Here is a 24,593-nt window from a genome sequence, read left to right on the forward strand (position 1 = left end):
CCGCATGAAAGAAAGAGGGTTATTAATCGTTCTCTCAGGTCCCTCCGGAGTTGGAAAAGGAACGGTTCGGCAAGCAATATTTTCACAACAGGACACAAAATTTGAATACTCAATTTCAGTCACGACGAGAAACCCGAGAGAGGGCGAGGTCGACGGCGTCGATTATTTCTTTAAATCCAGAGATGAATTCGAACGCATGATTGAAAACAACAAACTGCTTGAGTGGGCGGAATATGTCGGCAACTATTACGGAACGCCCGTTGATTATGTCGAACAGACGCTTCAAGAAGGAAAAGACGTCTTCTTAGAGATTGAAGTGCAGGGCGCGCTCCAAGTGCGGAATGCATTTCCGGAAGGCCTGTTTATCTTCTTAGCGCCGCCGAGTCTTTCTGAACTGAAAAACAGAATCGTGACAAGAGGGACTGAAACCGACGATTTAATCGAAAACAGAATGAATGCCGCAAAAGCTGAAATCGAAATGATGGACGCGTATGATTATGTCGTTGAAAACGACGATATCCAAACGGCTTGCGATAAGATTAACGCAATCGTTCTCGCCGAGCACTTAAAACGTGAACGCGTCGCTCCGAGATATAAGAAAATGCTGGAGGTAGAATAACTTATGTTAGATCCGTCAATTGACTCTTTAATGAATAAATTAGATTCTAAATATACGCTGGTGACCGTGTCTGCAAGACGCGCGCGTGAAATGCAGATCAAAAAAGACCAGCAGATTGAACATACCATTTCTCACAAATATGTAGGCAAAGCTTTAGAAGAAATTGACGCGGGCCTGCTTTCGTTTGAAAGAGAAGACAGCGAATAACAAGCACACGTAGCAACCTATCTCTACATAGGTTGTTATTTTTTTCCGTTTGGGATTTGTCCAATGCTTTCATAAAGGGGAGAAGACTTCATGAAAAACCGAAACATTTTGCTATGCGTAAGCGGAGGAATTGCCGTTTATAAAGCTTCCGCACTCACGAGCAAGCTGGTTCAGGCCGGCGCAAACGTCAAAGTGATTATGACTGAGTCCGCGCGTGAGTTTGTTTCTCCGCTGACATTTCAGGCGCTGAGCCGGAATGAAGTGTATACAGATACATTTAATGAACAAAATCCGAAGGTGATTTCTCATATTGATGCCGCTGACTGGGCGGATTTAATTATTGTCGCGCCCGCTACGGCAAATATCATCGGCAAGCTTGCCAACGGAATTGCTGACGATATGCTCACAACGACGGTGCTGGCGGCTGAGGCCCCGGTCTGGGTGGCGCCTGCGATGAATGTCCATATGTATGATCATCCGGCGGTGAAACGGAACATCTCTGTGCTTTATCACGACGGGGTCCGCTTTATCGAGCCGAGTGAAGGCTATTTGGCATGCGGATATGTCGGCAAAGGAAGGCTGGAGGAGCCGGAGCTTATTGTTGAGCGTGTCAGAGAGCATTTTAAGGAGCCTGAAGACGATGCGCCGCTGAAAGGAAAACATATTGTCATTACGGCCGGTCCGACGCGCGAAGCCGTGGACCCTGTCCGCTTCTTCACAAATAAATCCACCGGCAAAATGGGCTACGCCGCTGCTGAAGCCGCCGTCCGTCTCGGGGCGCGGGTGACGCTGATTTCAGGCCCGGTGTCAATAGAGCCGCCAGTCGGACTGTATCAGTTTCTTCCTGTGCAATCGGCAGCCGATATGAGAGAAGCCGTGCTTTCTGTGTTTGATTCATGCGACATGGTGATTAAGACGGCGGCCGTGGCCGATTTTACGCCGGCGGCTGTTTCTGATCACAAAATGAAGAAGAACGACGGTTCGCTCGTGATCGAATTCAACCGTACGGCAGACATACTGAAAGAACTCGGCGAACGGAAAACACACCAGCTGCTGGTCGGATTTGCGGCTGAAACGCAAGACGTCGAACGCTATGCGCGCAGAAAACTCGAACAGAAAAACCTTGATATGATCGTTGCGAATGATGTGAAAGCGGAAGGGGCCGGATTTGGCACGGATACGAATGTCGTCACCTTCTATTTCCGGGACGGAAGAAAACGGGAGCTTGCGCTTATGTCTAAACTTGACGTTTCCTTTGAAATGCTGAAGGAAATGACCGCTTTGAAAGCCGAGGACCGAAAACCGGTATGAATGTAGCAGAAGTCATTGTCGATGTCAGCTCCAAAAACATTGACAGACCCTTTGATTACAAAATTCCCGATCATTTAAAAGGGATGATCGAAGTCGGCATGCGGGTGATTGTCCCGTTTGGCCCGCGCAAGCTTCAAGGATTTGTGACCGGTTTGAAAGATTCGTCTGAATTAAACGGCGGCTCAATGAAGGAAGTCGAGAAGCTTCTTGATTTGACGCCCGTTCTGACTGAGGAACTGATGCAGCTGTCTTCATGGCTTTCTGACAAAACGCTGTCGTTTAAAATCACGGCGCTTCAGGCAATGCTGCCCGCCGCACTGAAGGCGAAGTACGAGAAAGAGCTGAAAGTCGTTGACGAAGAAGCGCTGACACCGGACATCAAACAGCTTTTCAGGAATCAAAAAAGTCTTCTGTACTCGGATATTACCGATGAAAGCATTCTTTCGTCACTTCAGAAATTCGTGCGCAAAGGAAGCATTGATGTCACATATAAAGTCGCCCAAAAAACGAATAAAAAAATGATCCGCATGATCGAAGCGGGGGCAGACAAAGAAGAACTCGCCCGGCACGCAGATTCATTGACAAAGCAGGCTTCTAAACAGCTCGCCGTGCTTACTTATTTTATCGGCGGGGGAGCAAAGATTTCCGCGGCCGAGCTTTGCAAAAAGACCGATTCCAGTTCCGCGACGCTGAAAACGCTTCTTAAAAAGGGGCTTCTTACGGAAAGCTTTGAGGAGGTTTACCGCGATCCTTATCAGGACAGAATGTTCAAAAAAACAGAGCCGCTCTCTCTTACAGAAGAGCAGCAGGCCGCTTTTGAGCCGATTAAACAAGCCGTAGCCGATCATGTCCATCACGTCTTTCTGCTTCACGGCGTCACGGGAAGCGGCAAGACGGAAATTTACCTGCAATCCATTGAAAAAGTGCTGGCAAAAGGACAAGAAGCTATCGTGCTCGTTCCGGAAATCTCGTTGACACCGCAAATGGTCAACCGTTTTAAAGGCCGCTTCGGCTCGCAGGTTGCGGTCATGCACAGCGGATTATCCACAGGTGAAAAATACGATGAATGGCGGAAGATTCAGCGCAAGGAAGTCCGGCTTGTCGTCGGAGCCAGATCGGCCATCTTTGCCCCGTTTGAAAATCTCGGCATGATCATTATTGATGAAGAGCACGAATCTTCCTATAAGCAGGAGGAAATGCCGCGGTATCATGCAAAGGACGTAGCCATCCACCGGGCCGAGCATCACAGCTGTCCGGTCGTCCTCGGGAGCGCCACGCCGACATTGGAATCATTTGCGCGGGCGAAAAAAGGCGTTTATGAGCTGCTTCCGTTAAAACATCGCGTAAATCGCCAGCTCATGCCTGACGTTTCTCTCGTTGATATGAGAGAAGAACTGAGAAACGGCAACAGATCAATGTTTTCAAGAGAGCTGATGGAACAGCTGGAAGAGAAGCTTGCAAAAAAAGAGCAGGCCGTCCTTTTCCTGAATAAACGGGGGTATTCCTCGTTTGTGATGTGCCGGGACTGCGGTTATGTGCCGCAATGTCCGCATTGCGACATTTCAATGACTTATCACCGCTACGGACAAAGGCTGAAATGCCATTACTGCGGCCATGAGGAACCTGTCCCGGGAACATGCCCGGAATGCGGCAGCGAACATATCCGCTTTTTCGGCACGGGCACGCAGCGTGTGGAGGAGGAGCTTACCAAAGTGCTGCCTCAGGCGCGCGTGATCAGGATGGATGTGGACACCACTTCAAGAAAAGGCGCCCATGAAAAACTGTTGTCAGCGTTCGGTGAAGGGAAGGCGGATATCCTGCTCGGTACGCAAATGATCGCAAAAGGGCTTGATTTTCCGAACGTGACGCTCGTCGGAGTATTAAGCGCAGATACGACGCTTCACATCCCTGATTTCAGGGCTGCGGAGAAGACATTCCAGCTGCTGACGCAGGTAAGCGGACGGGCCGGGCGGCATGAAAAGCCGGGAACGGTGGTCATTCAAACGTATACACCGTCTCATTACAGCATTCAGCTGACGAAAACGCACGACTATGAAACTTTTTTTCAGCAGGAAATGGCGCACAGACGGGCCCAGTCATACCCGCCTTATTATTACGTGGCGCTGGTGACCGTTTCTCATGAAGAAGCGGCAAAAGCCGCGGTCACCGCAGAAAAGATTACAAACTATTTAAGAGCGGGATGCGGGCCTGATACGAAAATTCTCGGGCCGGCGGCTTCCCCGATCGCCAGGATCAAAGATAGATATCGCTATCAATGCGTGATAAAATACAGACAGGAAAACGAGTTGCAGATTCAGTTGAAAAAGATACTGGAGCACTATAAACGCGACATTGCGCAAAAGCATGTAATGATTTCAATCGATATGAATCCGTACATGCTGATGTAACATTAGTTTTTGGAGGGCAAAATTTTGGCTGTGAAAAAAATCGTCACACACCCGGCGGAGGTTCTGGAAACACCTGCCGAAGAAGTGACAGTGTTTGATAAAAAATTAAAAAAACTGCTTGATGATATGTACGATACGATGCTCGAAATGGATGGCGTCGGCCTCGCCGCGCCGCAAATCGGCATTTTAAAAAGAGCGGCCGTCGTGGACATCGGTGAAGAAAGCGGCCGGATCGACCTTGTAAATCCGGTTATTCTTGAAAAGAGCGGTGAACAGACCGGAGTCGAGGGCTGCTTAAGCTTTCCCGGGGTTTACGGCGATGTCACCCGCCCGGATTACGTAAAGGTAAAAGCCTATGACCGTAAAGGAAAACCGTTTATTTTAGAAGCGGAGGGTTTTTTGGCCAGAGCCGTTCAGCATGAAATGGATCATTTAGACGGCATTTTATTCACATCAAAAATTACGGCTTACTACACTGAAGAAGAACTGGCAGAAATGGAAGGATGATTGGATGACAAGGATCGTTTTTATGGGAACGCCCGACTTTTCAGTTCCCGTCCTGCGCACGCTTATTGAAGACGGATATGAAGTGGTTGGTGTCGTTACGCAGCCTGACCGCCCGAAAGGCAGAAAAAAAATCATGACGCCCCCTCCTGTAAAGGCTGAAGCTGAACGTCACGGCATTCCCGTGCTTCAGCCCGAAAAAGTAAGGCTCGAAGAAGAAATAGAAAAAGTGCTCAGCCTGAAGCCGGACCTGATTGTTACGGCGGCATTCGGACAGATCCTCCCCAAGCAGCTGCTGGACGGCCCGAAATACGGCTGTATCAACGTACACGCGTCACTATTGCCTGAATTAAGAGGCGGAGCGCCGATACATTATTCGATTCTCCAAGGCAAGAAGAAAACGGGCGTGACGATCATGTATATGGTTGAAAAGCTTGATGCGGGCGATATGATTTCTAAAATCGAAGTGGAAATTGATGAAACGGATAACGTCGGCACGCTTCACGACAAATTAAGCATAGCGGGGGCAAAGCTTTTGTCAGAGACCGTTCCGAACGTCATTTCCGGGAATATTAAACCGATCAAACAGGACGAATCAAAAGCGACTTACGCGCCTAACATTAAGCGTGAGCAGGAGCTGATTGATTGGGCAAAGCCCGGAGAAGAGATTTACAACCAGATCAGAGGTTTAAACCCTTGGCCTGTCGCCTATACAACTTTGAACGGTCAAAATATTAAAGTATGGGCTTCTGAAAAAGTTGCGGCAAAAACTGAAGCTGCGCCCGGAACAGTCATCCGCACGGAGCAAAACGGCATTGTCGTCGCATCAGGAAACAGCACAGCCCTTTTAATCACTGAGCTGCAGCCGGCGGGAAAAAAACGGATGAAGGGCGAAGATTTTGTAAGAGGCAAAAATGTGCAGCTCGGTGACGTGTTAGGAGAAGCAAATGAAGAAAATTAATGTCCGGGAGCTCGCCCTCGAAGCGCTTGAGAAGCTTGAGCAAAATCAGGCATACAGCAACCTGCTTCTTACATCGGTTATCAAAACGAACACGCTCAGCGATCAGGACAGAGGGCTGCTGACAGAGCTTGTCTACGGAACGCTGCAAAATAAAATCGCCTTAGACTTTATGCTGAAGCCTTTTATCCGCAAGCCGAATAAGGTGAAGCCGTGGGTGATTCAGCTGCTTCGTCTGTCCGCGTATCAAATGGAGTATTTAGAAAAAATTCCGGATCGCGCCGCCATCCATGAAGCGGTTGAAATCGCCAAAAAACGCGGGCATAAGGGCATTGCGTCCTTTGTCAACGGCATCCTCCGCTCCCTGCAGCGTGAGGGGGCGCCGTCATTCGCTGAAATTGAAGACCCGGTTCTCCGTCTTTCTACAGAGACAAGCCATCCCGAATGGCTCGTAAAAGAGTGGGTCGAGGCGTACGGCTTTGAGGCGGCTGAAAAGATCTGCCGGATTCATCTCATTCCGCCGAAGCAGACGCTCCGTGTCAATCACATAAAGAGCGACAGGGAAACGGTGCTGAATGAGATGGAGAATGCCGGTCTGGAAGCAGAAGCCGGAGACCTTTCTCCTGATGCGATTAAGCTTTTAAAAGGAAGCATCGCGAACACGGCATTTTTCCAAAACGGCCGGGTATCCATACAGGATGAAAGCTCAATGCTTGTCGCGCGGGCGCTGGACCCGAAGCCGGGCGAAACCGTTTTAGACGCATGCGCCGCACCGGGCGGAAAGTCGGCTCACATTGCGGAACTGATGGAGAACGAGGGGAGCCTCACATCGCTTGATCTTCACCGCCATAAAGTGAAGCTGATTAAAGAGGGCGCAGAACGGCTCGGACTTACGATCATCGACGCACAAACGATGGATGCGCGAAAAGCGGGAGAGGCCTTTGGCGCAGAACGGTTTGACCGTATTCTCGTTGATGCCCCTTGCTCAGGTTTCGGCGTCATCAGAAGAAAACCCGATATGAAATATACGAAGACGCCGGAGGACAGCAGACGGCTGTCAGAAATCCAGCTCGGCATTTTAAGGGAAATCGCCCCATTAGTAAAAAAAGGTGGCACACTCGTATACAGTACGTGTACAATGGACCGGACAGAAAATGAAGAAGTTATGCATGCGTTTATACAAGAACACCCTGAGTTTGAACCCGATTTGTCTCTTGAAAAGCGGCTGCCTGAAAAGGCGAGACCCTTTGTTCAGGATGGAAGCCTTCAAATTCTTCCGCATTATTTCGGAACAGACGGTTTCTTTATTAGCAGCATGAGAAAGAAGGGATAAAAAATGACACAATTAAAAAAGACAAGCGTACGGAAAGAGCTGCGGACTGAGCAGCCGTCCATTTACTCTTTTGAATTAGATGAAATCAAACAATGGCTGACTGAGAATGGCGAAAAGCCGTTCCGCGCGGCACAGATTTTTGAATGGCTCTATGAAAAGCGGGTTTCTTCATTTGATGAAATGACAAACCTCTCAAAAAGCCTGCGTGAAAAACTCGAGAGCCATTTTGTGCTGACAACGCTGAAAACGGCTGTAAAACAGACATCTCAAGACGGCACGATGAAATTTTTATTTGAGCTTCATGACGGTTATACGATCGAAACGGTTTTAATGAGACACGAGTATGGTAATTCTGTATGTGTAACGACACAGGTCGGCTGCCGGATCGGCTGCACATTTTGCGCGTCAACGCTCGGCGGACTGAAACGGAATCTTGAAGCGGGAGAAATCGTCGCTCAAGTCGTGAAAGTGCAAAAGGCGCTTGATGAAACGGATGAACGCGTCAGCTCAGTCGTCATCATGGGAATCGGAGAGCCGTTTGATAATTTCAATGAAATGCTCGCTTTCTTGAAAATCATTAACCACGATAAAGGGCTGAACATCGGAGCGCGTCATATCACAGTTTCCACCAGCGGAATCATTCCGAAGATTTACGATTTCGCCGATCAAAAAATGCAGATCAATTTCGCGATTTCTCTGCATGCTCCGAATACGGAAATCAGAAGCCGTCTGATGCCGATTAACAAAGCCTATAAGCTTCCTGACCTTATGGAGGCCGTCAAATATTACATCGAGAAAACAGGCAGACGGATCAGCTTTGAATACGGGTTGTTCGGCGGCGTAAATGATCAGGTCGAACATGCAGAAGAGCTTGCAGAACTGTTAAAAGACGTGAAATGCCATGTCAATTTAATTCCGGTAAACTATGTGCCTGAACGGGATTACGTCCGCACACCGAGAGATCAGATTTTCGCATTCGAAAAAACGTTAAAATCCCGCGGTGTAAATGTCACGATCAGAAGAGAGCAAGGCCATGACATTGACGCGGCCTGCGGTCAGCTTCGCGCGAAGGAGCGTCAAGACGAGACGAGGTGAAGAGGTTGATTACAGCCTTGAAAACAGATACAGGTAAAGTCCGCCGGCATAATGAAGATGCGGCGGGCATTTTCACAAAAGAAGACGCGGTGCTTGCGGTTGTCGCCGACGGCATGGGCGGTCATCTTGCCGGAGATGTAGCGAGCAGGATGGCGGTTGCGGCGATGGAGGAGCAGTGGAACCGGACCGAAACGGTTCCTTCTCTGCCGTCTGCTTGCGAGGATTGGCTGAAAGACCGGATTCATGAGGCGAATGTCAAAGTACATGACCACGCTAAAGCGAATGAAGAATGCCGGGGAATGGGCACCACCGTTGTTTGCGCCTTATTCACCGGGAAGTTTGTCACTGTGGCTCATATCGGTGACAGCCGATGCTACCTGCTTCAAGATGGGGAATTCACTCAGCTGACTGAAGACCATTCGCTTGTGAATGAGCTGGTCAAGACGGGGGAAATTTCGAAAGAGGACGCCGAGCACCATCCGCGGAAAAATGTATTGACGAGAGCGCTGGGGACAGATGAAACCATCAGTTCCGACGCCCGTTCTTTTGAACTGTCTGACGGCGATCAGCTGCTTTTATGCTCTGACGGACTGTCAAATAAAATAGAAGATCACGAGATCAAACAAATGCTTCAAGCCGAATCTGATCCTCAGGAAAAAGTAGACCTTCTCATCAGCAAAGCGAATCAAAACGGCGGCGAAGATAACATCACGGCTGTGTTGATTGAGTTTTCCGCAGATGCAAAAGAGGGTGAAGACAAGTGCTAACCGGCAAGCGGATCAGCGGGCGTTATCATATCCTCCGGCCCATTGGCGGCGGCGGAATGGCAAACGTTTTTTTAGCTGAGGACATCATTCTCGAACGTGAAGTCGCAATTAAAATTCTGCGGTTTGACTTTGTGAATGACATTGATTTTATCAGGCGTTTCAGAAGAGAAGCACAGTCGGCATCAAGCCTCGATCATCCGAATATCGTCAGTATTTACGATATCGGGGAGGAAGGCGATATTTATTACATTGTCATGGAATATGTGGAAGGCATGACATTAAAGGAATACATAACCGCACACGGACCGCTTCATCCGAAAGAAGCGCTGTCCGTTATGGAGCAGATCGTCTCGGCCATCGCCCATGCCCATCAAAACCATATCGTGCACCGGGATATTAAACCGCACAATATATTGATAGATCATTTAGGGCATATCAAGGTGACGGATTTCGGCATCGCCACAGCACTTACGTCTACGACAATCACACATACGAATTCTGTGCTGGGCTCGGTTCATTATTTGTCTCCGGAGCAGGCGAGAGGCGGTCTGGCAACGAAAAAATCAGATATTTACGCGCTCGGCATCGTGCTGTTTGAGCTTTTAACAGGTAAGATCCCTTTTGACGGAGAATCAGCCGTAAGCATAGCGCTAAAGCATCTGCAAACAGAAACGCCTTCCGCCAGAAAGTGGAACCCTTCCATTCCGCAGAGCGTCGAAAACATTATTTTAAAGGCAACCGCTAAAGACCCGTTTCACCGCTATGAAAGCGCCGAGGACATGGAAGCGGACATCAGAACGGCTTTTGACGCCGGCAGGCTGAATGAACAAAAATTTTCCGTTCAGGATGATGAGGAAATGACAAAAGCCATTCCCGTTATTACTGACGGCGCAAAAGCCGCACCTCAGGCGGAAACGCCGGGGGAGACGGACGATAAGGAACAGCAGCCCGCCAAAAAGAAAAAACGGAAATGGCCGTGGGTTTTGCTGTCCGTTTGTTTCATTTTCATTATGGCGGCTGTTCTTGCTGTCACTGTGTTCCCGTCTTTATTTATGCCTAAAGATGTAAGCGTCCCCGACGTACGGGGCATGAAGTACGAAAAAGCGGAAGCACTGCTTGAAAAGAACGGGCTCCGGGCGGATCCTGATATAACGGACATTGAAGATGACAAAATAGAAGAGGAATTAATGGTCAAAACGGACCCAAAAGCGGGGTCTACCGTTAAAGAAGGCTCTTCTGTAAAACTGTACAAAAGCATCGGAAAACCGAAAACCCAGCTGATCGACGTGAAAGGGCGGCAGATCGGCGACGCAAAAAAAGCGCTGAAGGACAAAGGCTTCAAACATGTCAATGTCAAAGAAGAGAACGATGACAGCGAGGCCGGCACCGTAATTGATCAGGACCCGTCAGCCGGCACCGACATGGTCGGAAGCGACGATGAAGTCAATCTAACGGTCAGCCTCGGCCCGGCGGACGTTACGCTGAGGGACTTAAAGACTTACAGCAAAGAAGCGGCTTCAGGGTATCTTGAAGATAACGGCCTGCAGCTTGTTGAAAAACAAGCCCATTCAGATGACGTGCCAAAAGGACAAGTCATGAAGCAAGAGCCGGCAGCCGGCACTGCGGTTAAGCCGGGAAGTAATGTTGAAGTGACGTTCTCGCTCGGACCTGAAGAAAAACCGGCGAAAACGGTAAAAGAAAAAATCAGCATTCCTTACGAACCCGAACATGAAGGGGACGAGCTTGAAGTGCAAATCGCCATCGATGATAAGGACCACAGCATCTCTGATACGTATGACTCATTTAAAATAAAAGAGCCGACTGAAAAAACAATTGAACTGAAGATTGATCAGGGACAGAAGGGGTATTACCAAGTGATGGTCGATCATAAAGTCGTCAGCTACAAAACGATTGAATACCCGAAAGATAATGACTGACAAGGAGGGACCCTATGCCTGAGGGCAAAATTATAAAAGCGTTAAGCGGATTCTATTATGTCTTGGATGAATCACAGGACAAGATCATTCAATGCAGGGGCCGGGGCATTTTCAGAAAAAATAAAATAACGCCTCTGGTCGGCGATTATGCCGTTTATCAGGCTGAAAATGATAAAGAAGGCTACTTGCTGGAAATCAAAGAACGAACAAACGAGCTGATCAGGCCGCCGATTTCAAATGTCGATCAGGCCGTTCTCGTCTTTTCTGCCGTTCAGCCGGCGTTCAGCACGTCTTTATTGGACCGTTTTCTCGTCCTTGTGGAAGCCAACGGCATTCACCCGATCATCTGCATAACCAAAATGGACTTAGCTGCAGACGGGGAATCGAAAGAGGCGATACTTTCTTACGTGAAAGACTATCAGGGGATCGGTTATGACGTATATGTGACGTCATCAAAAGAAAACAGCGGTTTAACAGGCATTGTGAAACACTTCGAGAACAAAACGACGGTGTTTGCCGGTCAGTCGGGAGTCGGAAAATCTTCGCTTTTAAATGCGATCAGCCCGGAGCTTGAGCTGAAAACAAACGAGATTTCCGCGCATTTGGGACGCGGAAAACATACGACGCGCCATGTGGAGCTCATTCATACATCAGGCGGTCTGGTGGCGGATACTCCGGGGTTCAGTTCGCTTGAATTTACCGGCATTGAGGAAGATGAGCTGGGCAGCACGTTCCCTGAGATCAGAGAAATAAGCGCCTCTTGCAAATTCAGAGGCTGTCTGCATCTTAAGGAGCCGAAATGCGCGGTAAAGCAAGCGGTGGAAGAAGGAGAGATTCAGCCGTACCGCTATGAGCATTACAAAGAATTTATGCAGGAAATAAAAGAGAGAAAGCCGAGGTATTAATATGATTAAGGTTGCGCCATCAATTCTTTCCGCCGATTTTGCTTCACTGGGCGAGGAAATTAAAGACGTGGAAAAAGGAGGGGCGGACTATATCCATATTGATGTCATGGATGGCCATTTCGTCCCTAACATTACAATCGGGCCGCTTATCGTTGAAGCCGTCCGTCCGGTGACTGATCTGCCGCTGGATGTCCATCTTATGATTGAAAACCCGGACCGCTACATACCGGCATTCGCAAAAGCCGGCGCGGACATCCTTTCCGTTCATGCTGAAGCGTGTCCGCATCTTCACCGGACCATTCAATTGATAAAAGAGCAGGGGGTAAAAGCGGGAGTTGTGCTCAATCCGCATACGCCCGTCCAAATGATTGAACATGTGATCGAGGAACTTGACCTTGTGCTGTTAATGACGGTTAACCCCGGTTTTGGCGGCCAGCGCTTCATTCATTCGGTTCTGCCGAAAATCCGTCAGGTCAAACAGCTGGCTGAGGAGAAAGGCCTGTCTGAGCTTTTAATCGAAGTGGACGGAGGCGTTAATAAAGAAACAGCCCCTTTATGCGCTGAAGCGGGCGCCAATCTGCTTGTTGCCGGGTCTGCCGTATATAATCAGCCGGATCGGAAAAAAGCCATCGCTGACATCCGAAACGCGTAATAAACATGCTGAAAAAGAGCCCGGTGAAAGCCGCCGGCTCTTTTCGCGTCTAAGAGAGAGGAAAACATATGAAGACAATCAATATCGTTGCGGGCGGCCCGCGGGAGCTTATTCCCGATCTATCCGAATACACAGACGGAGATACGACGTGGGTCGGAGTCGATAAAGGGACGGTTGCTCTTTTGGAGGCCGGAATCATTCCGCAGGAAGCTTTCGGTGATTTTGACAGCATTACGGAAGAGGAGCTCATGCAGATTCAAAAAGCGGCGCCGGCCCTCCATGTGTATCAGGCGGAAAAAGATTATACCGATCTTGAAATCGCCCTTGACTGGGCTTTACAAAAAGAACCGGAAACCATTCGGATGTTCGGTGTGACGGGCGGAAGAGCCGATCACTTTTTAGGGAACATCCAGCTGCTGTATAAAGCCTTACACAAGAATACCGATGTCGAGCTGATCGACCGGCAGAATGACATTCAGATGTTCGGGCCCGGCCGTTATACAATTGAAGAAAAAGCGCGCAGACGCTATATTTCTTTCATTCCGTTTACGGAAGCGGCAGACGGCCTGACACTCGACGGTTTTAAATATCCCCTTGATAATTGTCATATTCCTCTGGGTTCCACACTATGTATTAGTAACGAACTCATTCATTCACGAGGTACTTTTTCGTTTGCAAAAGGCATATTAATAATGGTAAGGAGCGCGGATTAAAAAGCGGCTTCTGCCATATGCGGAAAAAACCATGAATCCTAAAGTGATGAACGCAGCGGATACGGGACTTATAGGAGGGGACAAAATGAAATTTTATACCATTAAATTGCCGAAGTTTTTAGGAGGAATTGTCCGGGCGATGCTGGGCTCATTTAGAAAAGAGTAAGCCCAAGAAGCTGAAATTGCCCTCTTTGAACGCATAAAAAACGCCTGCCGCATAAAAGGGCAGGCGTTCATTTTTGCTTATACACGCTCAACTTTACCGGATTTTAAAGCCCGGGCAGATACATACACTTTTTTAGGTTTGCCGTCAACGAGGATGCGGACCTTTTGAAGGTTGGCGCCCCAAGTACGCTTAGAAGCGTTCATTGCGTGAGAACGGTTGTTTCCGGCTTTTGTTTTTTTACCTGTAATAAAACATTTACGTGCCATTTGTTTCCCTCCTAACTGCGCGAAACATCTTTTCAAACATAGTTTCTCAGATGCTTTCGTTATACAATACTTTAAATAATTTACCACAGCTAAAAACCGTTTGCAACTATTGTTTCCCTTACTTTCAAGAAAAATCACTTGACATGTAAAACCAATCACATTTCCGCGCTGAAGGCCGCTGTCTGTATCTTTTCTTTTCATAATGGGATACATATAGTAGAATAATGATAACTCTATGCACCTGAAGGAGGAACCTGTGTGTCCATTGAAATGAAGACAAAATACGGACAGATTGATATATCCAACGAAGTCATCGCAATGGTTGCCGGAGGCGCTGCCATTGACTGTTACGGAATAGTGGGGATGGCCTCAAAAAACCAGATTAAAGACGGTTTGTCTGAAATCCTCCGGAGAGAGAACTTCGCAAAAGGCGTACATGTCCGTCAGGAAGCCGAACAAATACATATCGACATGTACATTATTGTCAGCTACGGCACTAAAATATCCGAAGTAGCCCACAATGTTCAGACGAAGGTAAAATACACAGTAAATCAAACAATCGGACTTGCAGTTGATTCTGTAAATATTTATGTCCAAGGCGTACGAGTAACGAACCCGTAGTGAGGAGGATGAGTATTGTCTAGACGAAACTTAGATGGGAGAGCTTTTGCGGCAATGATTCTGGCGGGGGCTGAGACATTGTCTCAAAACGCATCCGCGGTGGATGCGCTGAACGTGTTTCCCGTGCCTGACGGCGATACCGGAACAAATATGAATTTATCGATGTCATCCGGTGCAAGAGAGGTAGAGCACATTGACTCACCCGACATCGGCAAAGTCGGCATCGCCCTGTCAAAAGGCCTGCTTATGGGAGCGAGAGGAAACTCAGGGGTGATCTTGTCCCAATTGTTCAGAGGTTTCACAAAGAGCATTGAAAACAAAAACCAAATAGACGCCCAAGAATTTGCCGCAGCACTCCAAGCGGGAGTGGATATGGCATATAAGGCGGTCATGAAACCGGTTGAAGGAACGATTTTAACCGTGGCTAAGGATGCGGCTAAAAAAGCGGTCGCCTCGGCCAAAGAAGAAACCGATATTATTTCGGTCATGGAGGCCGTTATTGAAGAAGCGGAAGCGTCGCTCAACCGCACGCCGGATCTGCTTCCTGTTTTAAAGGACGTCGGTGTCGTTGACAGCGGCGGAAAAGGTCTGCTTTGTGTATATGAAGGCTTTTTGGCTGCTTTAAAAGGAGAGGCCGTACCGAAAAAAGCGGTTCTTCCGGCACTCGATGATATGGTGAATGCCGAGCATCATAAAAGCGCGCAGAGCATGCTGAGTACAGAAGACATTGAATTCGGATTTTGTACGGAAGTGATGGTGAGGCTGGATCAAGATAAACGGACGTTCAAGGAAGAGACGTTCAGAAACGAACTGAGCCGTTTCGGCGATTCACTGCTGGTCGTGGCTGATGATACGCTGGCGAAAGTCCATATTCATGCCGAAGAACCAGGGAACGTGCTCAATCTCGCACAGCGTTACGGCGATTTGATTAAAATTAAAATTGAAAACATGAGGGAACAGCATACTTCAATCATCAGCCAAGAACATGATGAAAAAAAGCCGGCCGGCGTTATGAAAGAAGCCCGCAAGCCTTTTGGCATCGTGACTGTGGCAATGGGAGAGGGCATTTCTGAATTGTTTACGAGCATCGGCGCTTCACACGTAATCGAAGGCGGTCAGACAATGAATCCGAGCACGGAAGATATTGTTGAAGCCGTTCAGTCTGTCAATGCGGAGACGGTTTTCATTCTTCCGAACAATTCCAATATTGTGATGGCTGCCAATCAGGCGGCGAGCGTGGCTGAAGAAAATGTCATTGTCATTCCGGCAAAAACGGTCCCTCAAGGCATGACCGCCCTGCTTGCGTTTAACCCTGACCAGCCGGCTGACGTAAATGAAGCCAATATGCTTGAGGCCATCCGGAATGTGAAAAGCGGACAGGTGACATATTCAGTCAGAGACACCCATATTGACGGCAAAGATATTAAAAAAGGTGATTTTATCGGCATTTTAAACAGTTCAATTATCGGCAGCGCCGAAGATCGGATAAGTGCGGCGAAATTGCTGCTGGATGAAATGATCGGGGAAGAAGATGAAATTGTCACCATCTTGTACGGAGAGGACGCGCCGGAAGAAGAAGCTGAGAAACTCGCTGAGTATATTGCTAGCGTCTGTGAAGATATCGAGGTTGAAATCCATAACGGCAGACAGCCTCTGTATCCATATATATTTGCGGCAGAATAGAAGGGCTTATCAGGCCCTTCTATTCTTATGTCTTTATTTACCTGCGGCAGTGCGGCAGTGTGCCTGCTTGCCAATTGAGAAATGTTCAATTAGTCTAAAGAAAAGCGCTGAATGAAGTGATGTTAAGGAGGAACAAACCAGCATGAAGTATAGAAGCGTTTTTGATATTATCGGCCCGGTAATGATCGGTCCGTCCAGTTCACATACCGCAGGCGCCGCCCGGATCGGCAGAGTGGCCAGAAGCCTATTCAGGCGGGAGCCCCGCCGGATCATTGTGTCTTTTTACGGATCATTTGCGGAGACGTATAAGGGTCACGGCACTGATGTCGCGATTATCGGCGGCCTGCTTGATTTTGATACATTTGATGAACGGATTAAAACAGCGATTCAAATTGCGGAAGAGAAGGGCATATATGTAGAGTTCCGTACAGAGGATGCCGTGCCCGTTCATCCGAATACGGCGCGTATCGTCATTTCTGATGATGAGGGAGAGCTTGCCCTTACCGGTATTTCCATCGGCGGCGGAAAAATAGAAATCACGGAGCTCAACGGCTTTGAGCTGCGTCTTTCCGGAAACCATCCGGCTATTTTAGTCGTTCACAATGATAAATTCGGCACGATTGCAGGCGTCGCCAATGTGCTGGCGAAATTCTCCATCAACGTCGGACATATGGAAGTGGCGCGTAAGGACGTCGGCCAGCTAGCGCTGATGACGATTGAGGTCGATCAGAATATTGAAGAAGAAGTGCTTGACGAGCTTTCAACACTTCCTAATATTATACAGGTTACTAAGATAGCTGACTAAAAAGTCAGGAGGAAAATGACATGTTTCGTAATGTAAAAGAATTAATAGAAATCACTCAAGAAAAACAAATTCCGATTTCGGAAGTGATGATCACCCAAGAGATGGAAGTGACGCAAAAAACGCGGGAAGAAATCTTTCAAGGAATGGAGCGCAATCTCTCCGTCATGGAAGCAGCTGTTGAAAAAGGGCTGAAGGGCGTCACGAGTCAGACCGGTTTAACAGGAGGGGATGCCGTGAAACTTCAGGCATACATCCAATCGGGAAGAAGCCTGTCGGGCAATCTGATTTTAGACGCCGTTTCTAAAGCTGTCGCGACAAATGAAGTCAATGCGGCCATGGGAACGATCTGCGCTACACCGACCGCCGGTTCTGCGGGGGTTGTGCCGGGAACGTTATTCGCCGTAAAGCATAAGCTGAACCCTACGACAGAACAAATGATCCGTTTTCTGTTTACAGCCGGCGCGTTCGGTTTTGTCGTAGCAAACAATGCGAGTATTTCAGGAGCGGCAGGAGGCTGTCAGGCGGAAGTCGGGTCAGCATCAGGCATGGCAGCGGCTGCGATTGTGGAAATGGCGGGCGGAACGCCTCAGCAATCAGCGGAAGCAATGGCGATTACACTGAAAAATATGCTCGGTCTCGTATGTGACCCGGTCGCCGGATTGGTAGAAGTGCCGTGTGTCAAACGAAACGCAATGGGAGCATCCAACGCAATGATCGCGGCGGATATGGCGCTGGCCGGGATTACAAGCCGCATTCCTTGCGATGAGGTGATTGACGCGATGTACAAAATCGGCCAGACAATGCCGACAGCACTGCGTGAAACGGGACAAGGCGGTTTAGCCGCGACACCGACGGGAAGAGAATTAGAGAAAAAAATTTTCGGAGGAGCGCTGAAATCAAGTGACACACCATCAGCAAACTAGTATAGCGGAAATTAAGGGCATTGGGCCGGAAACAGAAAAAACATTGCACGAACTTGGTATCTATGACATTTCTGATCTTCTGAATTATTTCCCTTACCGTTATGACGACTATGAGCTGAGGGATTTAGAAGAAGTAAAACATGAAGAAAGAGTGACGGTAGAAGGGAAGGTTCATTCAGAACCTTCTCTTACCTATTACGGCAAAAAACGAAACAGGCTGACATTCAGGGTGCTTGTCGGCAATTATTTAATTACTGCGGTCTGCTTTAACCGTCCCTACTTAAAAAAGAAACTGACGTTAGGTTCAGTCGTCACGATATCCGGGAAATGGGATAAACACAGACAGACCGTTTCCGTGCAGGAATTAAAAAACGGTCCTCATCAAGAAGATAAAAGCATTGAGCCTGTTTATTCCGTTAAAGAAAACGTCACCGTAAAAATGATGAGACGGTTTATTAAGGAAGCGCTGCAGCATCATTTGGACAGTGCGGCCGATCCGCTTCCTGAAAAATTGAGAATCCGCTACAAGCTGCCTGATTACAAACATGCCCTGCAGACGATGCATCAGCCTGAAACGAGGGAATCGTTACAGCAGGCCAGGCGTCGGTTTGTTTACGAGGAATTCTTATTATTTCAGCTGAAAATGCAGGCGTTCCGTAAAGCGGAAAGGGAACAGTCAAAAGGCATCAGCCATGTGTTTCCTGCTGAAAAGCTCGCCGCTTTCACAGACAGTCTGCCGTTTTCGCTCACAACCGCACAGACGCGCGTGCTTCGGGAAATTACCGCTGATATGACATCCCCTTACCGAATGAACCGTCTGCTGCAAGGTGATGTCGGTTCAGGGAAAACAGCCGTCGCCGCCATCGCTTTGTACGCTGCGATTCTGTCGGGGTATCAGGGGGCATTAATGGTGCCGACTGAAATTCTGGCCGAACAGCATGCGGATTCTCTCGTATCGTTGTTTGCAAATGAAGATGTAAATATCGCGCTTTTGACGAGTTCTGTAAAAGGAAAGCGGCGCAGGGAGCTTTTGGAGCGGCTTGCTCTCGGAGAGATTGATATTTTAGTAGGGACCCATGCTTTAATCCAGGACGAAGTGGAATTTAAAGCGCTGAGCCTTGTCATTACGGACGAGCAGCACAGGTTCGGAGTCGAACAGCGCAAAAAACTCAAGAATAAAGGTCAGGATCCGGATGTGCTGTTTATGACAGCCACCCCGATTCCGAGAACGTTGGCCATTACCGTCTTCGGAGAAATGGATGTTTCCGTGATAGATGAAATGCCCGCGGGGCGAAAACAAATCGAAACGTATTGGGTGAAACACGACATGCTGGAGCGGATTTTGGCTTTTATAGAAAAAGAGCTGAAACAGGGAAGGCAAGCCTATATTATCTGCCCGCTCATTGAAGAGTCGGATAAACTGGATGTACAGAATGCGATTGACGTATATAACATGCTGTCTGACGTTTACCGCGGTAAATGGAATGTCGGCCTGATGCACGGGAAGCTCCATTCTGATGAAAAAGATCAGGTGATGAGAGAATTCAGCGCCAATCAATGTCAGGTACTTGTGTCAACAACCGTCGTAGAAGTCGGGGTGAACGTGCCGAATGCGACGATTATGGTCATCTATGACGCCGACCGTTTCGGATTATCTCAGCTTCATCAGCTCCGCGGCCGGGTCGGGCGGGGAGACCACCAATCTTTCTGTATCTTGATGGCCGATCCGAAATCCGAAACCGGGAAGGAACGGATGAGAATCATGTCAGAGACAAACGACGGCTTCGAGCTGTCTGAAAAGGACCTTGAACTGCGCGGCCCCGGGGATTTCTTCGGAAAAAAACAGAGCGGTATGCCCGAGTTCAAGGTGGCGGATATGGTTCATGACTACAGAGCTTTGGAGACGGCCCGCCAGGATGCGGCCAATCTGGTGTCTTCAGAGGCTTTTTGGAAAGATGACGAATACCGCATGCTGCGCGGCCAATTACTTTCAAGCGGCGTCCTAGAAGGGGAGAAATTAAGCTGATTCTGTAAAATTCGGCGGCTTTCAAAAAACAATCATTGCATTCCAATCTATGAGATTATATACTACTATTAGTACCTAGTCTTAATTGTCCGGATGGTGTTTACAGATGAGAAGAAGCAAGAAAGAACGCCAAAAATTATTGCAGCAGACGATCAAATCGACACCCTTCATCACAGATGAAGAATTAGCGGGGAAATTCGGCGTCAGCATTCAGACGATCCGTTTAGACCGCTTAGAGCTCTCAATACCGGAGCTGAGGGAAAGAATTAAAAACGTGGCAGAACAAACGCTTGATGATGAAGTGAAATCACTGTCTTTAGACGAAGTGATCGGTGAAATTATTGATCTGGAGCTTGACGGCCAGGCCATTTCCATATTAGAAGTAAGACGCGAACATGTCTTCAGCCGCAATCAAATTGCGCGGGGGCATCATTTGTTTGCGCAGGCGAACTCACTCGCCGTAGCCGTCATTGATGATGAGCTGGCGCTGACCGCAAGCGCAAATATCCGCTTTACAAGACAGGTGAAAGAAGGCGAGCGCGTCGTTGCGAAAGCCAAAGTGACGGCAGTCGAAAAAGAAAAAGGCAGAACGGTAGTTGAAGTCAACAGCTATGTGGGAGAAGAAGTCGTGTTCTCCGGCAGCTTTGACATGTACCGTTCAAAACAATCATAAAGGTGGAGCATGCATGAGAATAGCTGTAGATGCAATGGGAGGCGACAACGCACCCAAAGCTGTTATTGACGGAGTAATGAAGAGTATTGAGGCATTTGACGATCTTCATATTACGCTGGTCGGTGACAAGACAACGATAGAATCACACTTGCCAACAACATCAGACCGCATCACTGTGTTGCACGCCGATGAAGTGATTGAACCGACGGATGAACCGGTCCGCGCCGTACGCAGAAAGAAAAACTCTTCTATGGTGCTGATGGCGCAGGAAGTGGCTGAAAACAGAGCGGACGCCTGCATCTCAGCGGGGAATACAGGCGCACTCATGACAGCGGGACTGTTTATCGTCGGCAGAATTAAAGGAATCGACCGGCCTGCGCTTGCGCCGACGCTTCCGACCGTTTCAGGCGACGGTTTCCTTCTTTTGGACGTGGGAGCCAATGTCGATGCCAAACCGGAGCATCTCGTCCAGTACGGAATTATGGGATCTGTATATGCCCGGCAGGTTCTCGGAATCAGCTCGCCCCGCGTAGGATTGTTAAATGTCGGCACGGAAGAAAAGAAAGGAAACGACCTGACAAAAAAGACGTTTGAATTATTAAAAGAAACAAACGTGAATTTTGTCGGAAACGTTGAGGCGAGAGACTTGCTCGAAGGCGCTGCTGACGTCATCGTCACAGACGGCTTTACGGGCAACGTCACGTTGAAAACATTGGAAGGTTCAGCGTTATCGATTTTCAAAATGTTGAAAGATACACTGACTTCAAGTTTTGTTTCTAAGCTCGCAGCGGGAGTGCTGAAGCCGAAGCTGATGGAAATGAAACTGAAAATGGACTATTCTGAGTACGGCGGGGCGAGTCTTTTCGGTTTGAAAGCGCCCGTCGTTAAAGCGCACGGCTCTTCTGACGCACGCGCTGTTTACCATGCGCTGCGCCAGGCGAGAGAAATGGTCAGCCAAAACGTGGCCGCATTTATAGAAGAAGAAGTAAAAGAAGAAAAAACAGATGAGTAGTCTGGAGGTTACCGCATCATGAGTAAGATTGCATTTTTATTTCCCGGACAGGGATCACAATATATCGGTATGGGAAAAGACCTGTACGAACGCGAAGAAGCGTCAAAACGTATTTTTGATGAAGCGGATGAAACGCTTGAAACAAAGCTGAGCTCGCTCATTTTTGAAGGTGACGCCGAAGAATTGACCCTTACATACAATGCGCAGCCCGCGCTGTTGACAACGAGCATCGCCGTATTGGAAAAGTTTAAAGAATCCGGCATCACCCCTGATTTCACCGCCGGCCACAGCCTCGGAGAATATTCGGCGCTTGTTGCGGCGGGAGCGATGACATTTAAAGATGCCGTTTACACGGTAAGAAAACGGGGAGAATTCATGAATGAAGCCGTGCCGGCCGGAGAAGGCGCCATGGCAGCTATTCTCGGAATGGATGCAGAGTCCTTGAAAAAGGTAACGGATCAAGTGACGGAAAACGGTCATCTCGTACAGCTTGCAAACCTGAACTGCCCCGGCCAGATCGTAATTTCCGGAACGGCAAAAGGCGTGGAGCTGGCTTCAGAAGAAGCGAAAAACAACGGAGCAAAACGGGCAATCCCATTAGAAGTAAGCGGACCGTTCCATTCTGAATTAATGAAGCCGGCAGCGCAAAAACTCGAGGAGGTGCTCAGCGCCTGTGAGTTGAAAAATGCGGCTGTTCCCGTGATTTCAAACGTTTCGGCTGACGTTATGACAGAAAAAGACGATATCAAGAAAAAACTGATCGAACAGCTGTATTCACCTGTTCGCTTTGAAGAAACCATTAACAAACTGATTGACGAAGGTGTCACGACGTTTGTTGAAATCGGGCCCGGAAAAGTGCTTTCAGGCCTTGTGAAAAAAGTGAACCGCCGCCTTAAAACAATCGCGGTTTCTGACCATGAAACCATCGAACTGGCGATTCAAACGCTGAAGGAGGAGAATCAGGATGCTTAATGAAAAAACAGCAGTGGTAACGGGAGCGTCCCGCGGAATCGGGCGGGCGATCGCGCTTGATCTTGCGAAAAACGGCTGTAACGTAGTAGTCAACTACTCCGGGAATGAAGCGAAAGCGAACGAAGTCGTAGATGAAATCAAATCTTTGGGCCGAAACGCGATCGCGGTAAAAGCCGATGTATCAAATTCCGAAGAAGTACAAAACATGATGAAAGAGGCTGTCGCTGCATTTTCTTCAATCGACATTCTCGTGAACAATGCGGGGATCACAAAAGACAATCTTCTGATGAGAATGAAAGAAAATGAATGGGATGATGTCATTAACATTAACCTAAAAGGTGTATTCAACTGCACGAAAGCCGTTACAAGACAGATGATGAAACAGCGCTCCGGCCGGATTATCAACGTATCATCAATCGTCGGCGTCAGCGGAAACCCCGGCCAGGCGAACTACGTGGCGGCAAAAGCCGGTGTAATCGGCTTAACGAAGTCATCAGCCAAAGAGCTTGCGAGCCGCAATATTACGGTTAATGCCATTGCTCCGGGCTTTATTTCCACGGATATGACGGACAAGCTTTCTAAAGAAGTCCAAGATGAAATGCTGAAGCAGATTCCGCTCGCGCGTTTCGGTGATCCTTCCGATATCAGCAGCGTTGTTACGTTCCTTGCTTCTGAAGGATCGCGTTATATGACGGGCCAAACCCTTCATATTGACGGCGGAATGGTGATGTAAAGATTTGTTTTTAAAATTTCATCCTAGTTTCTCTAGTTTTTTAAAAACGAATCCACTATAATACTTGAGGGGAGGTGAATTGCTATGGCAGATACATTAGAGCGTGTAACGAAAATCATCGTAGACCGCCTTGGCGTTGATGAAGCTGACGTCAAACTTGAAGCTTCTTTCAAGGAAGACTTAGGTGCTGATTCCCTAGATGTAGTTGAGCTTGTTATGGAACTTGAAGACGAGTTTGATATGGAGATTTCTGACGAAGATGCTGAAAAGATTGCAACAGTCGGCGACGCTGTGAACTACATACAAAACCAGCAATAAGCTGATGCTAAAAGTCCCGCCTGACAGCGGGGCTTTAGCCCTTTAATCGTTCGGTTACCGGCGTCTGACGCTGTACGCGCTGCCGATTCCGTTTACGGCGGGGAGCGCGGTGAACCTGATGTGCCTATGGAGGTTACTATGTCAAAACACTCACATTTTAAAGATAAAAAAAAGTTCTATAAAAAAATAGAGCAATTTAAAGAGTTCCAAGAACGGATTTCGGTTCATTTTCAAAACGAGAAACTTTTGTATCAAGCATTTACACATTCATCTTATGTGAATGAGCATCGGAAAAAGCCGTATGAAGACAATGAAAGGCTTGAATTTTTAGGTGACGCTGTTTTGGAACTGACGATCTCCCAATTCTTATTTGCCAAATATCCGGCCATGAGTGAAGGAGATTTGACGAAGCTGAGAGCCGCTATCGTATGCGAGCCGTCACTCGTCTCACTTGCCCATGAATTGTCATTCGGCGATCTTGTTCTCTTGGGAAAAGGAGAAGAAATGACGGGCGGCAGAAAGCGTCCTGCGCTTTTAGCGGATGTGTTTGAAGCGTTTATCGGCGCACTGTATCTGGATCAGGGCCTTGACCCGGTTCAGCAATTCCTGAAAGTGTACGTGTTCCCTAAAATAAACGATGGTGCTTTTTCTCATGTGATGGATTTCAAAAGCCAGCTTCAAGAATTTGTACAGCGGGACGGAAAAGGATCGCTTGAGTACAAAATTCTCAATGAAAAAGGGCCTGCCCACAACCGGGAATTCGAGGCGCTTGTCTCTCTTAAAGGTGAGGCGCTCGGTATCGGGAACGGACGTTCCAAAAAAGAAGCCGAGCAGCATGCGGCACAGGAAGCTCTTGCAAAAATGCAAAAACATCATACGAAACAATAAAATCCCCCTGTTTCCCTAGGGGGATTTCAGTATGTCTGCGCCTGATATAAGCGGGTGATTATGATAATATTGAGATACTTATACGATAAGGAGGATCT

26 protein-coding genes are annotated in these 24,593 nt (G+C 48.1%); 25 read left to right on the forward strand and 1 reads right to left on the reverse strand.

Going from position 1 to position 24,593, the window contains the following annotated elements:
• Positions 1-4 precede the first annotated feature (4 nt).
• The 14 genes from gmk (at position 5) to spoVM (ending at position 13,575) form a co-directional block, all read left to right on the forward strand.
• Positions 5-619, forward strand: coding sequence for a guanylate kinase (gene gmk, locus U2H13_RS08230; RefSeq protein WP_003154347.1), 615 nt, complete (start codon positions 5-7; stop codon positions 617-619).
• A gap of 3 nt (positions 620-622) precedes the next feature.
• The gene (rpoZ, locus tag U2H13_RS08235; RefSeq protein WP_003154346.1) at positions 623-826 is read left to right on the forward strand and encodes a DNA-directed RNA polymerase subunit omega; all 204 of its coding nucleotides are present in this window, start codon (positions 623-625) and stop codon (positions 824-826) included.
• A 90-nt stretch (positions 827-916) separates the two neighbouring features.
• Positions 917-2,137 (forward strand): bifunctional phosphopantothenoylcysteine decarboxylase/phosphopantothenate--cysteine ligase CoaBC, encoded by a 1,221-nt coding sequence (gene coaBC, locus U2H13_RS08240; RefSeq protein WP_021493703.1) that lies wholly within the window; start codon positions 917-919, stop codon positions 2,135-2,137.
• Positions 2,134-4,545 carry a primosomal protein N' gene (gene priA, locus U2H13_RS08245; protein ID WP_063636632.1) on the forward strand — a complete coding sequence of 804 codons (2,412 nt, stop codon included), beginning with the start codon at positions 2,134-2,136 and terminating at the stop codon, positions 4,543-4,545. The genes coaBC and priA overlap by 4 nt, the downstream gene beginning before the upstream one ends.
• 24 nt (positions 4,546-4,569) lie before the next feature.
• Positions 4,570-5,052, forward strand: a complete 483-nt coding sequence (gene def / locus U2H13_RS08250) for a peptide deformylase (RefSeq protein WP_014417743.1) — start codon at positions 4,570-4,572, stop codon at positions 5,050-5,052.
• A gap of 4 nt (positions 5,053-5,056) precedes the next feature.
• Entirely contained in the window at positions 5,057-6,010 is a 954-nt protein-coding gene (gene fmt, locus U2H13_RS08255) for a methionyl-tRNA formyltransferase (protein ID WP_061861448.1), read from the forward strand.
• The gene (gene rsmB, locus U2H13_RS08260; protein ID WP_014417745.1) at positions 5,997-7,340 is read left to right on the forward strand and encodes a 16S rRNA (cytosine(967)-C(5))-methyltransferase RsmB; all 1,344 of its coding nucleotides are present in this window, start codon (positions 5,997-5,999) and stop codon (positions 7,338-7,340) included. Before fmt ends, rsmB begins: the two co-directional genes overlap by 14 nt.
• A 3-nt stretch (positions 7,341-7,343) precedes the next feature.
• Positions 7,344-8,435 (forward strand): 23S rRNA (adenine(2503)-C(2))-methyltransferase RlmN, encoded by a 1,092-nt coding sequence (gene rlmN, locus U2H13_RS08265; RefSeq protein ID WP_014417746.1) that lies wholly within the window; start codon positions 7,344-7,346, stop codon positions 8,433-8,435.
• A gap of 5 nt (positions 8,436-8,440) precedes the next feature.
• Positions 8,441-9,202 (forward strand): Stp1/IreP family PP2C-type Ser/Thr phosphatase, encoded by a 762-nt coding sequence (locus tag U2H13_RS08270; RefSeq protein ID WP_017417762.1) that lies wholly within the window; start codon positions 8,441-8,443, stop codon positions 9,200-9,202.
• Positions 9,196-11,139, forward strand: a complete 1,944-nt coding sequence (gene pknB, locus U2H13_RS08275) for a Stk1 family PASTA domain-containing Ser/Thr kinase (RefSeq protein WP_021493698.1) — start codon at positions 9,196-9,198, stop codon at positions 11,137-11,139. The genes U2H13_RS08270 and pknB overlap by 7 nt, the downstream gene beginning before the upstream one ends.
• 14 nt (positions 11,140-11,153) lie before the next feature.
• Positions 11,154-12,044 carry a ribosome small subunit-dependent GTPase A gene (gene rsgA / locus U2H13_RS08280; protein WP_014417748.1) on the forward strand — a complete coding sequence of 297 codons (891 nt, stop codon included), beginning with the start codon at positions 11,154-11,156 and terminating at the stop codon, positions 12,042-12,044.
• Position 12,045: 1 nt separating this feature from the next.
• Positions 12,046-12,696 (forward strand): ribulose-phosphate 3-epimerase, encoded by a 651-nt coding sequence (gene rpe, locus U2H13_RS08285; protein ID WP_014417749.1) that lies wholly within the window; start codon positions 12,046-12,048, stop codon positions 12,694-12,696.
• A gap of 68 nt (positions 12,697-12,764) precedes the next feature.
• Positions 12,765-13,409: a thiamine diphosphokinase gene (locus tag U2H13_RS08290; RefSeq protein WP_025649469.1), complete on the forward strand. Its 645-nt coding sequence runs from the start codon at positions 12,765-12,767 to the stop codon at positions 13,407-13,409.
• Between the two features lie 85 nt (positions 13,410-13,494).
• Complete coding sequence (gene spoVM / locus U2H13_RS08295; RefSeq protein WP_003154329.1) at positions 13,495-13,575, forward strand: stage V sporulation protein SpoVM; 81 nt, start codon at positions 13,495-13,497, stop codon at positions 13,573-13,575.
• 77 nt (positions 13,576-13,652) lie between these two features.
• Here spoVM and rpmB read toward each other — a convergent pair whose 3' ends face one another.
• On the reverse strand, positions 13,653-13,841 hold the full coding sequence (rpmB, locus tag U2H13_RS08300) for a 50S ribosomal protein L28 (RefSeq protein ID WP_003154328.1): 189 nt from the start codon (positions 13,839-13,841) through the stop codon (positions 13,653-13,655).
• Positions 13,842-14,099: 258 nt separating this feature from the next.
• Between rpmB and U2H13_RS08305 the strand changes: the two genes are divergently transcribed.
• The 11 genes from U2H13_RS08305 to rncS all read left to right on the forward strand — a co-directional run bounded on the left by U2H13_RS08305 (position 14,100) and on the right by rncS (position 24,495).
• The gene (locus U2H13_RS08305; protein WP_003154327.1) at positions 14,100-14,462 is read left to right on the forward strand and encodes an Asp23/Gls24 family envelope stress response protein; all 363 of its coding nucleotides are present in this window, start codon (positions 14,100-14,102) and stop codon (positions 14,460-14,462) included.
• Between the two features lie 15 nt (positions 14,463-14,477).
• The gene (locus tag U2H13_RS08310; protein ID WP_022553356.1) at positions 14,478-16,145 is read left to right on the forward strand and encodes a DAK2 domain-containing protein; all 1,668 of its coding nucleotides are present in this window, start codon (positions 14,478-14,480) and stop codon (positions 16,143-16,145) included.
• A 142-nt stretch (positions 16,146-16,287) separates the two neighbouring features.
• Positions 16,288-16,950 (forward strand): L-serine ammonia-lyase, iron-sulfur-dependent subunit beta, encoded by a 663-nt coding sequence (gene sdaAB, locus U2H13_RS08315; protein WP_017417764.1) that lies wholly within the window; start codon positions 16,288-16,290, stop codon positions 16,948-16,950.
• Between the two features lie 20 nt (positions 16,951-16,970).
• A complete protein-coding gene (sdaAA, locus tag U2H13_RS08320) occupies positions 16,971-17,873 on the forward strand; it encodes an L-serine ammonia-lyase, iron-sulfur-dependent, subunit alpha (RefSeq protein WP_003154324.1) in 903 nt (300 codons plus the stop codon).
• Positions 17,851-19,899 carry an ATP-dependent DNA helicase RecG gene (gene recG, locus U2H13_RS08325; RefSeq protein WP_014417753.1) on the forward strand — a complete coding sequence of 683 codons (2,049 nt, stop codon included), beginning with the start codon at positions 17,851-17,853 and terminating at the stop codon, positions 19,897-19,899. Before sdaAA ends, recG begins: the two co-directional genes overlap by 23 nt.
• A 106-nt stretch (positions 19,900-20,005) precedes the next feature.
• Entirely contained in the window at positions 20,006-20,572 is a 567-nt protein-coding gene (fapR, locus tag U2H13_RS08330; protein ID WP_003154320.1) for a transcription factor FapR, read from the forward strand.
• A 13-nt stretch (positions 20,573-20,585) separates the two neighbouring features.
• Positions 20,586-21,584, forward strand: coding sequence for a phosphate acyltransferase PlsX (plsX, locus tag U2H13_RS08335; protein WP_007409758.1), 999 nt, complete (start codon positions 20,586-20,588; stop codon positions 21,582-21,584).
• An 18-nt stretch (positions 21,585-21,602) separates the two neighbouring features.
• A complete protein-coding gene (gene fabD / locus U2H13_RS08340) occupies positions 21,603-22,556 on the forward strand; it encodes an ACP S-malonyltransferase (RefSeq protein WP_007409759.1) in 954 nt (317 codons plus the stop codon).
• A complete protein-coding gene (gene fabG / locus U2H13_RS08345) occupies positions 22,549-23,289 on the forward strand; it encodes a 3-oxoacyl-[acyl-carrier-protein] reductase (RefSeq protein ID WP_003154312.1) in 741 nt (246 codons plus the stop codon). Before fabD ends, fabG begins: the two co-directional genes overlap by 8 nt.
• 84 nt (positions 23,290-23,373) lie before the next feature.
• Complete coding sequence (gene acpP / locus U2H13_RS08350) at positions 23,374-23,607, forward strand: acyl carrier protein (protein WP_003154310.1); 234 nt, start codon at positions 23,374-23,376, stop codon at positions 23,605-23,607.
• Between the two features lie 138 nt (positions 23,608-23,745).
• Positions 23,746-24,495 (forward strand): ribonuclease III, encoded by a 750-nt coding sequence (gene rncS / locus U2H13_RS08355; protein WP_012117543.1) that lies wholly within the window; start codon positions 23,746-23,748, stop codon positions 24,493-24,495.
• Positions 24,496-24,593 lie beyond the last annotated feature (98 nt).

Source organism: Bacillus sp. A1 (genome assembly GCF_042296235.1).
GTDB lineage: Bacteria > Bacillota > Bacilli > Bacillales > Bacillaceae > Bacillus > Bacillus velezensis.